General features: G+C 57.7%; 8 protein-coding genes. 3 read left to right on the top strand and 5 right to left on the bottom strand.

Translation table 11 applies throughout. The features are described from left to right. From H8F21_RS06580 to H8F21_RS06595, 4 genes are all read right to left on the bottom strand, one after another. A complete protein-coding gene (locus H8F21_RS06580; protein WP_203481061.1) occupies window positions 1-2,694 on the bottom strand; it encodes a virulence factor SrfC family protein in 2,694 nt (897 codons plus the stop codon). Continuing rightward, a complete protein-coding gene (locus tag H8F21_RS06585; RefSeq protein ID WP_203481059.1) occupies window positions 2,691-5,768 on the bottom strand; it encodes a virulence factor SrfB in 3,078 nt (1,025 codons plus the stop codon). Before H8F21_RS06585 ends, H8F21_RS06580 begins: the two co-directional genes overlap by 4 nt. Before the next feature lie 17 nt (window positions 5,769-5,785). Continuing rightward, complete coding sequence (locus tag H8F21_RS06590; protein WP_203481058.1) at window positions 5,786-7,228, bottom strand: SrfA family protein; 1,443 nt, start codon at window positions 7,226-7,228, stop codon at window positions 5,786-5,788. Window positions 7,229-7,497: 269 nt separating this feature from the next. After that, window positions 7,498-7,815 (bottom strand): DUF3077 domain-containing protein, encoded by a 318-nt coding sequence (locus tag H8F21_RS06595; RefSeq protein ID WP_203481057.1) that lies wholly within the window; start codon window positions 7,813-7,815, stop codon window positions 7,498-7,500. A 414-nt stretch (window positions 7,816-8,229) separates the two neighbouring features. On the opposite strand from H8F21_RS06595, the gene H8F21_RS06600 reads away from it, so the two are divergent. Then, complete coding sequence (locus H8F21_RS06600) at window positions 8,230-9,141, top strand: hypothetical protein (protein ID WP_203481056.1); 912 nt, start codon at window positions 8,230-8,232, stop codon at window positions 9,139-9,141. A gap of 362 nt (window positions 9,142-9,503) precedes the next feature. Here the strand turns inward: H8F21_RS06600 and H8F21_RS29515 are convergent, their stop codons facing one another. Further along, the gene (locus H8F21_RS29515) at window positions 9,504-9,674 is read right to left on the bottom strand and encodes an AbrB/MazE/SpoVT family DNA-binding domain-containing protein (protein ID WP_236042932.1); all 171 of its coding nucleotides are present in this window, start codon (window positions 9,672-9,674) and stop codon (window positions 9,504-9,506) included. 413 nt (window positions 9,675-10,087) lie between these two features. Between H8F21_RS29515 and H8F21_RS06605 the strand changes: the two genes are divergently transcribed. Then, complete coding sequence (locus H8F21_RS06605; protein WP_203584215.1) at window positions 10,088-10,558, top strand: antitoxin Xre/MbcA/ParS toxin-binding domain-containing protein; 471 nt, start codon at window positions 10,088-10,090, stop codon at window positions 10,556-10,558. Further along, on the top strand, window positions 10,555-11,046 hold the full coding sequence (locus tag H8F21_RS06610) for an RES family NAD+ phosphorylase (protein WP_203584162.1): 492 nt from the start codon (window positions 10,555-10,557) through the stop codon (window positions 11,044-11,046). Before H8F21_RS06605 ends, H8F21_RS06610 begins: the two co-directional genes overlap by 4 nt. The last annotated feature ends 158 nt before the right edge of the window (window positions 11,047-11,204 follow it).

An 11,204-nucleotide genomic window follows, 5' to 3' on the forward strand; every position in this document is an offset into this window, starting at 1 on the left:
TCAACTCGCTTCGAATGTGTTCAACAGAACAGCCAGTTGGCGGCGCTGCTCAGTGGTAATTTCGGGGTCGGCGCCGCTTTTGGCGTTTTCCTGAGTGAGCCAAGCCAGGCCCGACAACCAATCCACTTGGTAGCGTTGTTCCTGGTGGGTCGGCTGCTCTGACAATTGCGGCAGGTCGCCCGCCGGTACCGAGCGATAGAAGCTGAACACTGGCGTCCGGTCGCCCAACAGGCTGTTGGGCCGCTCGGCTTCAGGCTTGGCAAGCAAGCCGAACCAGGAAAGGAAGTCACGCATCAACAACTGAACGGACAGCACCTGACGCTGCACCAGTTGGTCACGGTGAATGCCACCTTGCGCACGGCGCGATACCGCAAGGTCCAGTTCCGCCATGAAGGCGTTGCTGCGCACTGCACTGATCAGCTCTTCGGTGAGGGCATCGACCAGTTCTTTGCTCATGCGCAGGCTGTTGAGCAGCAGAATGCGTGTGCCGACATCACGCATATGCTTGATCCAGGCCTTCAGCGCGGCGCGGGCGAAGCGTTGCTCAGGTGTCAGGCGCTGGGCCAGGGGTTTCTTCGCGACTGCGGCAGGAGCCTGGGAGTTGGCAAACATGTTGCCGAAATTCAACGCAGGTGCCTTGTTGGCGGGCGCCCTGTGGGCCGGCTCTGGTTCAGACTCCGCTTCGGTGTCCAAACCATCAATGTCGTACACGCCACCCAGGTACAGCTCGCGCAGTTGCTCGACAGGCAATTGCAGCGCATGGATCAAATCCCCGATGACATCCGGGTCGGCGCCCAGGTTATCGAGCAGGTATTGGGTTTTTTGGCGTTTCTTGTTCAGCAGTTGCTCGAAGTCCTCTTCGCGCCAGACGTGCATGCCGTGTTCCAGAAGGTCGGTTCGGCACTGATGTAGTTGTTCCTCGATGCGGCTCAATTTGAAGTCAATGTTGGCCACATTCTTGAAGTTGTCACTGAATCGAGTAATGCCGCCGTTGTTCAGGCCCAGCATCGCCGCGAAGGCTTCCTGCGGATCTTTCACATGACGTTGAACGGTAGGATGGCCGACGAAGGTCTCGGTCAAATCCTGCACGTGCTGTTCACTGTGGAAAGCACATTCATCGCCGTTGGCATCCCTGTCAATGAAGGTGCAGGCGAATCGGGGCTTGCGCACCAGGAAGGTGTTGTTGAACGGCGCACCCGACCAGTCTTTCATCCATTCCAGATTGCCGAAGCGCTCGATCAGCGTCATGGTCATCATGTTCTGCCAAAGCTCAGGCAGCGCTTGCTTCTTCTTGTCGTGGGTTGTGCCGATGAATACATCGAGCATGGTCAGCGCCCAGATAAGTCCCGGTGCTCGGTGGCTTCGTTCTTTGGGTGTCGCACCTTGAGTGGTTTGAATCCAGCGTGTCAGCACCGGCCCGATGGTGACCACATCCGCCTGTACTTTGGTACTGGTGCACATGACCAGGGCGTTCATCTGCTGGGTGTCGCTGTAGCGCTCGAACAGATAGGCGACCTTGCCACGCAAGAGCAGGTTCGAAACAGGATTGGTTTCCTGGATGCCGGACCCTTGGGCTTCTTCGATTTTCATCAATTGAAAACGGGTGCGGTAACCAGGGAAGTCGAGCAGGTCCGCGTCTTTGAGCAAGTCGGCCTGGGGCTGGTTGGTCAGGCGGAAGGTCATCTCCACCGTCAATGCAGCCAATTGGCCGATGGTTATCCCAACAGGGGCCTGAGGCTTGCCGTCACGCATCGGCAAGATGGTAATTGGATTGTCGCGGCTGGTGCCCAAACGCCCCAGCGTGTCGACGTTCATAATGTTTTGAACCTGAAGGTAGGTTCCGTCCACTTTTTCGACTAAGGCGCTTACTGGGGCGAACACCGTCTGCGGGTGACCCAGTTTGTGCAGCGCGCCAACCAGCTGTTCGTAGACTTCAGTCAGCAGCGATTGCTCGCCCCAGAGGATCGAAAACAGCTTGGCGCGCTGACGGTAGTTCAGACGCGGCGCCAGCTTTAAAACGCGCGGCCAGTACGTCTCGCCCAGTTTGCGCACCGCCTTCTCATAGTTGCCATTGAGATAGTCCCAAAGCGCAACCACATCGTCAGCGCTTACACCTGGCTGAAGGTTTTCTGTTTCACGCCCCTCGAATCCCGAAAGGGCTGACTGAATACGTTGCTCGTCGAACTCGTAATCGAATTTGTCCTGGTTGAAGTCTTCAAACCAGGTGTTGGCGAGCATTTTCGCCACTTCGATTTCACTGAACAGCTTCAGTTCCACGGGATAGTTGGCATCGGGGCTAGGCTGCGCCGAGCAACTGAATCGAGTCACTACACCGGTAGCTTCCTTACCCGAACCCGGAGGGTTGACGTGCTCAAGGAAGTTGAACGGCTCCCCAGCGAAGTCTGTCGTCAGATTGCCCTCGGTGTCGGCAGCGAGAGAGGAAATCAGGTACGACTTGCCCGCCTGGGACATACCGAAAAAGCCAATTACCATCGGCGTTTCAGCGGCCTGTTGCAGGTTCTTGGCCAGGTTGCGTGCGCGGTGCAGGCGCAGGCTCAGGCCATCGGCCTCGGCCTCGACGCTGGCGGCGTTGCCACGGACCTGATCGAGCCACGTCAGTGCTTCGCCTGCACCCTTGTGGACGGCGCCCCAAGCGCCGGTCAGTTGTTGCTGCTTTGGCGTTAGTTTGCTCATTTTCCTTTGACGTTCCCGCTGTCGAGCCAATAGTCACTGTCACTCAGGTTGCCGGTAGGCATAGTGTTGAGTGAGAGCTCAAGATCCCGTTCGAAATCGAAGTCGGCATCCTGAATGTTCGATTTCAGATCAGAAATAATCAGCTTGTCGCTGATCAGTCCTTGTTCGAGCAGCAGGTCCGAAGGCTCGTCTACTGCCAGGCGAATGCGCAGCACCGGCGCTTCACCATCCTTGCCAACAGCCTGGGAGAAATTTCGACTGCCACGAGTTGTGAAGCGCAGGGTATAGAGCGGCGAAGCTGACCAGCGCTCGGCGGCCAGTTGCCGGTAGCCCAGGTGCATATCGCCACGCATTTCCAGCCACGGCGTACCACGCTCTTCGCCCTCACCGACAATCGGCAACTCGATGCGGCCACGGTCCGAGGTAAGGTTGTGATAGAGCACATCGCCATGCTTGATGGTGCCGGCGTTATCGATCTGGCCGAAATGCTTGACGGTCGAGTACGGCTTGAGCGCAGCAGTGCGGAAATAGAAGTTCGGCACACTGTGCTTGGCACAGAGCAGGCAAATCATGGCGCCAACCGATGCCGTGCTTTTCGGGTCGTCGATCAGACCGTTCTTATGGAACGGATACCAGCCACCGGTGCGGTAGTTCTGCAGTGGCAGAATGCGTCCCGGGGGCAGGGGCAGGCGTTGACGAATGAATGCCTGGATACCTGGCAGGCGTGACGGACGCCCGGTCAACAGCAACACGTCGCACGGATAGTGAGAGATGACCTCACACAATTCGCTCAGCACCTTGGTGATGTTGATCTGCCCGCCAACAAAGGCCAGATGCACCTGTTCAAGGTCCAGCGCGAGCGGCGTACTTAGCAGCTCCAGCGTGCCATCCCGGCCGACTTCGCGGCGAACCGCAGCATTGACGAACTCCAGCACACTGTCGTTGACCTTCGCCTCGCCGAGCAGTTGTTGCCAACTTTGTTCGACCACCGGCAGGGGTGCTTCAGGGTCATATTGTTCATAGGCCTTGAGCAATGCCAGGCCCAGCGGTACGAACACCTGAAGGTTGAGTTGCTGGCGCAGCACACGTTCCTGGGCACTGGCTTCGCCGTTACCGCACAGGCGCGACATCAGGGCATCCGGGGCGGGTACCCCGGCTTGCTGCAAGGCGCGCTTGAACGAAGGCAGAATGAATTCGCGGATCACATCCAGGAGGATGTCGTCGCCGGCAATCTTGAAACCATCACGGAAGCGTTGATCAGGCACGATGTGCACGTTGGCGCCATTGCCGCCATTGGCACCACGATCCAGACGGTAGTCAGTAATTACCAGGTCTGTGGTGCCGCCACCGATATCGATGGTCGCCAGGGTTACTTGTTCGGTTTCGGTTTTGTCCGGACGGGCCAGCGTGGCGAAAAATTCTTCCGGGTGACCGGCGAAGTTCTCGCTGATCTCGTTGTACAAGTAGACCAACTGGCCGCAACTGGCTTCGTCCCACTCCACACGGATGCTTGGCAGCGGCGTGCGCGGTACGACGCTTTTGTCCTTGAAGGGGTTGCTGTCACCTTCATGCCAGCCTAGGCTTTTCCACACCAGGCCAACGGCCTCGAACATCCGATTGCTGAGGATGCTGCGCTCTGCCTGGGGCATACCTGGCGGTACGGTCAAGGTGATGCTGTTGAGCAAGCGCGGTACCCGGGCATGGCCCTGGCGTGAACGCTGTGCCGGGCTGTTGATTTGCGACAGCGCCTGGGTCACGACTTCGGCAAGCATGAAGGTCATCAGGTTGCTGCGCGAATAATGCGGGGTAAACACCTGCATATCGTTTTTCGGCGGCAGGTACAGGGCCTGGCCGAGGTCGTTGATCAGGTTCGAGAAAGGTGCGGCGATTGCTTCTGGTTCGTCGCTGGCTTTCAAGTAGGCGGTATTGAAACGCCAGCCATGGCCGTAGGATTTCTCGTCCCACAAATAGCGTTTCGGGCTGGACAGCCCGGTGGATCCTTCGGTACCCCGACGGCGACTGGCCAGGCGCGCGGCCTCACCACCAACGCGAGCAAAGGTCGGCCACTGAAATGCATCGTGGCGGCCGCTCTTGCTCGACAGCTGGTCGTTGCCAAACGAGGCTCGAGTGAATTCGACCCGGCTTTCGAACGCCTGGTTGTAGATATGGTGTGGCTCGGTCAGGTCGCGCAGTTCCAGCACATAGTTGTTGCGCATACCGGCACCGGCCTGACCGTGATCCTCAATCAGGATGCCGCAGGTCCGCGAGTTGCCGACGTCCAGTACCAGGTCAACCTTGATCGGCAGCACGATACCCTGTGCATCGTTGGCGACTACTTTGACTTCCGGGATCTCGACCTTGGGCTTCTCAGTGCTTTGTTCGGCCGGGGTAGGGCGACGTAGCAGGCTCAGCAGGTTGAGGTAGTGGGCGATGTGACGGTTGCCTTGCAGCTCTCTGTCCAGGCGCTCACGGGTCCATTCGGCGCGAGCGTCGGTGTACAGCTCGGTCAACCATTCACGGATCCAGCTATTGGTCAGAAACCAGCCATACTCGCGTGCGCTGCACGCCGCCTTGAAGGCCACGCCGGAACGCACGTCTTCTTCGCTTGGGGCCAGGTAGGCGGCGCCTTCGACGTTCTTCATGATGCGGCAGTCGAAGGCCAGGGTCAGGCGGTGGGTATTACCGTCGAGGTCAGGCTCAGGCAACTTGACCAGCCGCATCCGCGACCAGTTGTTCGGACCTTCGTCATAACGGTATGGCGGCATGAAGCGCAAGAAGGGAACCGGTAGCCAGATGCCGTCGAAGAGCTTAAGGCTCTCTTCCATGCTCAAGCGGAAATGGTTGTCTTCGGTGGAGTCGAACTCCACCTGAACCACTTTGTCGGGCTCGGGCTCGTAGAAGTCCTTGTATTCCTTGGACCACAACAGACGGGTCGGAACCATGCCATTGTTGAGCTGAACGAACTTGCCGGCCTGCTCATCGGGCCCCAGGTACAAGGCGAAGTCCATGAACTGAATTCCGGTATCGCTGACCAGCGTGACCGTTTCTTCGAACTGAGTGATTTCAGGCAACATCGTATGCGCTTCTCGTGTTATTGGCCGGCTTGTTCCATCAGCATGTCGAACTCGTTTGCACCGTAGTTACCGGTGCAGCCGGCGATGCTGTTGGCGCCTGGTTTGCAATTCACTTGGGGGAGGTCGTAGCTGCTGCCGTCAGCGCAAGCTGCTTGCGCTTCACTGGTAATCGACAAGTTGCCGCCATTCATTGCCGCTGCTACCGGAGCATTGCAGCGCACGCCGTCGGGGCGCTTTACCGTGGCCTGGCCCTTGCCGTTCTGGAAGTCGTACTTGAGGCTCAGCGGCTTGCCGGTGCCCACTTCCTGAATGCCGGCACCGTTGTAGTTGCCGTTTAGGAAGTCTGCGGCGCCGTTGCCTGCATTGGGCGGAATGGTCAATTGGGCCGACTGAGGTTGCGCCTCGCCTGGTAGTTCAGGTGGTGTTTGAGGTTGTTGGTCTTCAGCAATTTGTGGCGGCGTGGGCGCTTTGTCGTCCGGGGGTTGAGGCGCTTCGGTTTTCGATGCGTCGACCGGCAGGTCTCCAGCTTCCGAGTTATTGGACCCAGGCGCTTGAAGCTCGCCGGGCGCAGGAGCAGGCTCGATGCGTCCAGCGTCACCTTGGCCCTGAATCAGACCCGTATCGGTATGGGTGCCTATTACTGCGCCCTGCACTTGTTGGCCGTTGACCGAAGGCTCGATGGTGTTTCCGCTGGGAATGTTTATGCCGTGTTTAGGCAGTTCGGCCAGCGGCAACCCGCCAAAGCCCAAGCCTGGCCAGCAACCGCGTAGGCCGAAAAGCAAGGCCAGCAACAGCAACAGCGCCAACAGCCAGAGCAAATACCGCCACCAGGAGCGCTTGGTGACTTCGTTGATAACTGGCGCGACTTCGGGCTGTAGTGGCGGCACCACGGGCGGTACTGGGGGCGGTGAAACAGGCTCGGCCACTTTGGCTGTTTTTGGATAGAGACAGTGCAGGGGCTCTCGGCTGCGTTCGGCGCCAGCGTGAATAAAACCCCAGAAAGTCAGAACAGGCTTGCCATCGACCAAGTAAACGAAATTTTCGTCAGGGAAGGGCACTACACAGGTCAACAGCTTGCCGAACACCGTCCGGTCACCTTGAGCGCCGGGTTTGGTCCCTGGTTTAGGCTGACCATTGGCGTCCAGACCCAGCAGGTCGTTGCTCAGGTCGATAATTTTGCTTTGCAGCAGTTCCAGCTGTGCACGAGCCGGTGCGCGCTCTTCTTCGGTCGCGCTGCTCCAGGGAATAACATCGCCAAGGCGATCGCTGTACCAATCGATCTTGCTGCCAAGCTCGTCGGTTTGAGGGATTGCAAGGTGCTCGATCAGCTCGGGATGGTCGGGGTTTTTGCGCCGAATCGCTTCACGAAGTTGTAGCGCAGCCCGGTAGACCGGTTGACCCGTTTCTCCCAGTGCAGTGAATTGTTCACTTTTACCGCTGCGTAGCAGTACTCCGCGCATCCTTGTCCTACCCTTTCGCTCTTCCAATAAGCATCGGGCGCCCCCTGTGAGAGAGGCGCCCGAAATGTTGAGCAACACTAACGACATGCGCAGAAGTCGTCAATTCAAATGGATGGCAAATTGCTATGTATTCCGTATGGCAGGCCTTGTATTGCGATCTGGCGTAAAACAGCAGTCAAACATGGCTGTTTGGTGGGTCCGAAGCAACGCGTATTCAGGTTATACGTCTGCTGCGCAGCCGACCGCGGAGCAGGGCCCGCGCCGGCCGGTCATGGATTGTTCAGGTTACTGAAGGCCCGCTCTTCTATGCCATCAAGCAAGGCTTCCACCAGCCCTTTGGCCATCTCCACTGAATGCAGGGTCGACCAGAGGAAGTTCTTGTTGGCCGGGTCGATATCGTCGAAGGCTTTGTAGCCGGTGTCGTAAGCGCAGCTCAGGTACAGCGAAGCATGCACCAGCGCATCATGGGCAGCGATGCCGGAGCAGACGGCGAACAGGGGAGAGTGACCCGCCTGGCAACTGCCAAAGATGGTGTTGGCGGTAGCGACGGAATGATCCAAAGGTGGGTCGGGGACGATTTTTTTCATATTGGAAGCTCCAGTTGGAGCTGGCACAGCCATCCGTTACCACACGAATGGGTGGCAGCTGTACGCGGGGTGGTAAACCGGACGAGCTTCTAAACCCGGCAGGCCCGAAGGCCTCCCACGCACAGCCGCCATAGGCTGTATAGAATGCTCAACCCGGGTTACCACACCCGATCACCGAGTTTTCGGTGACGGATTGGAGCCTAGAGGGACGAGTTCCTAGGGACAATCAGACGGACATCGACAGACCGAGTAGGGTATTTCCTAGGACGGCCAAACAGCCAGTAATTTCGAACGTTCGAAATAAAATCTGACATTCATGCATCAACAGCAAAGAAAACTTACGGCTTGTAGGTAGACTCTCTGGCGCAGCGCTGTGCGCGCCTGTTCATTGATGAAGCGTTGAGAGGATAGAGAATGAGTCTCTGGGATGACCTGAAAAAGAAAGCCGTCGACGCCAACCCCGAACTGGCTGCCAAAGCAGCTCAGGCATTGACCAAAGCCAAGGAGCTTGCAGTTGAGGCCGGCCAGAAAGCGGCGCCGGTATTAAAGGACGCCAGCGAGAAGGCCGCTGCCTACGCCAGCGAAAAGACCCCCATCCTCAAGGCCCAGGCACTCAAAGCGATAGATGATGCCAAGGTGCATCGTGCCGAGCTCAAGGAGCGCGCCAAGCACGACAAGGCCGCACGCGATGAAATGATTCGTACCATGTACGACGTCAGCCTGTCGGCCGAAGACCCCAACTTCATCGATGAGCCGTTCAACCACTTCGACCGCCAATTGCACTTCTTCGTGCTCAGCGGGCAAGTGCTCGATAGCCAGAAACGCAACCAGACGCACGTGAGTGCCAGCCATTCGCACAGTTCCGGTGGCGGCTACATGATCAATGGTTACGGCTCGGTGGGTGGCAGTTCGTCATCGATGCATGTCAGCAGTCACAACATTCAGGAGCACGAGTTCTGGGTTCGCCTGCAGGACGACCGGGAAGCGTGTTTCCAGTTCTGCAACAGCGATGTGCGTATTCGTGAAGGGCAGTACATCAGTATGTTGTTTGCGCGCCCGGCCGATAGCCAGACCGGCACCATGGTTGCGCTCTACAACCACAATGCCGAACGCAATTTCAGCATCTTCTCGCCAGCCGAGATCAACCAGAAATTCAACCTGTACACGGTGGAGCCGGGGCTGTTCAACAGAACGGAAGTAACCAACACCCGCAACCGTCTGCTGCAGGAGTTAGACCTGCGCCTGGGCCAGTTGGCGAGGTATTCGGCGGTGCACGGCAATGTACCGACGCAGGGCCAGTTGATCGAGGGCGAGGCACAAGTCTGATCAGGGTGTTGCAGGCACAAAAAAAGGCCCAGGTTTTCACCTGGGCCTTTTCATATATATGGCGCACTCGGCGGGATTCGAACCCACGACCCCTCCTTCGGAGGGCAATGCGGTACAGGAATCTTGGCTGACTGGTAATGCTCTTGAACGCCTCTAAGTGCCGTGAATCAAGGCTTTTGCCCTGTGTCGCTGTCTACAGTTTATGGTCCTTGACGCTACCTAAGGGCGGTTACTTAAGGCACAAAACACGAAATCTGGATTCTCGGTTTTTGACCACTAGCTCGCTGGGCTTCGTCCTGCCGCTGGAGCTTGCTTGACGTCAGCCGCCAGGCGGCGGAGCAACCCCGGGAGGTAGAAGCAGCTCATCCATCCTTAGAGCCCAAGTCGCTTGCAATCTTGCCGAAGGACTCCCGAGGGCCAGCCAGCTCATCAACGCGATCAGGAATGCTCGGAGTCTTACTGAGCACCAGGCAACGGGTGTTACCTACATATTCCTCAAGCAGGTAGAGCGTGCTTCCAACATCGATTCCCATTTCCTACAGAACGTCGTCGGGCAGGCGAATGGCGCCATCGTCTTCCCAGTCTTCGATCACTACATGATCTTTCATCGCGACCCCAGAGGCCGGTTGGATGAGGTGCCCGCAAGGGTAGGCGGCAGGCCGCTGCCAACTAAATCCCGCGGTGCAGAGCGGCAGCATAGCAAAGAGCGGGCAGGCTCCGAGAGGTAACGAACACGTCTCCCCAGCCTGTGCTGCCGGCGTGCGAAGACTCACTCAGCAGCTCAACTGCGCAAGTCGGTAACAAGCACCCGGAATGGGCCGTCAGGAATGCGCACAATCGATTCGGACCACGAACAGAGTGATACCAGATGCCAGCACTTACCCGCTGCATGATGCGCCAAATGACGCTACAATCATGCCATATGTCGCACGTGGAGAAATACGCTATGGTTTCCGCCGACACTCGTACTCGCAAGGCAGCATCCGCCGCCCGTAAGCCAACGGAATACCTTTTCCAAAGTGATTCTGACCAGCTCAGTCCGGTCATGGTCTTCAAGCTCACGGTCAAAGGCTTCGATCTGAAAGATGTGCAAGACATGCTTGCGATTTCTGATCTGTATTCGACGAAGAAGATCATGAGTCGCATTGTGGGCAAGTCCATCAGGACGATCCAGCGCCAGGGCAGCAAGCAACCAGCACATCTCAATTCCCAACAGAGCGCCGTGGCCTTCCAGTACGCGAAGGTGCTGGAGCACGCGATCAATGTATTCGGCACTCAGAAGCTGGCCGAAGAATGGCTAGGACGCCCTTGTAAGTATCTGGACGGTGACGTGCCGCTGGACGTCATCGACAACCCGGTTGGGTTTCAGGTAGTTGAGGATTATCTGGAGCGTATCGAGTACGGGGTCTATCAGTGAACCCGATTCCCTGGTCTGGCTCATGGTGCGCATGGCGCCTCGACCGCGAGCTCTACAAGGACACCTGGGACAGTGGCATTGGTGCCCATAAGCTGGGTGGCCGTTGGACTCCTCCGGGGCGAAACGTTGTGTACGCCTCGACAGACCCCTCAACCGCCATCTTGGAGGTGGCGGTGCATGTCGGCTTCGATGCGCTGGATACGGTTGCGCATGTGCTCACATGCTTCGAAGTGCTCGATAAGAGCCTTATCAAGGTCGTACAGCCTGAGGATGTTCCCAACCCTGTCTGGCTGACGAGTGCATCCGCTTCACCTAGCCAGCAGAAGTTTGCAGACGCCCTGCTGGCCGAACATCCGTTCGTACTGATCCCATCCGTCGTCACTCGCCATTCCTGGAACTTGCTTGTCAGCCGCGAGCTGGCCGAGGGCAGGTATCGAATGATCAGCCAAGAGCGTTTGGGTCAGGATACTCGCCTCGTCAATATCTGAGCGGCATTGTGCTGGCTGCGCCACAGTGGGTGGCAATCCATAAATCATAAGAGCCCCTGTCCAAATTTGCATTGAACAGGGGGCTTATTTCGCAGCTGTGCGTGTCGGAGTTCTGGAGCTTGGGCAATCACCTCCGATACTCATACCAGTTGAGCCAC

Origin of the sequence: Pseudomonas arcuscaelestis (genome assembly GCF_016881005.1) — a bacterium.
GTDB lineage: Bacteria > Pseudomonadota > Gammaproteobacteria > Pseudomonadales > Pseudomonadaceae > Aquipseudomonas > Aquipseudomonas arcuscaelestis.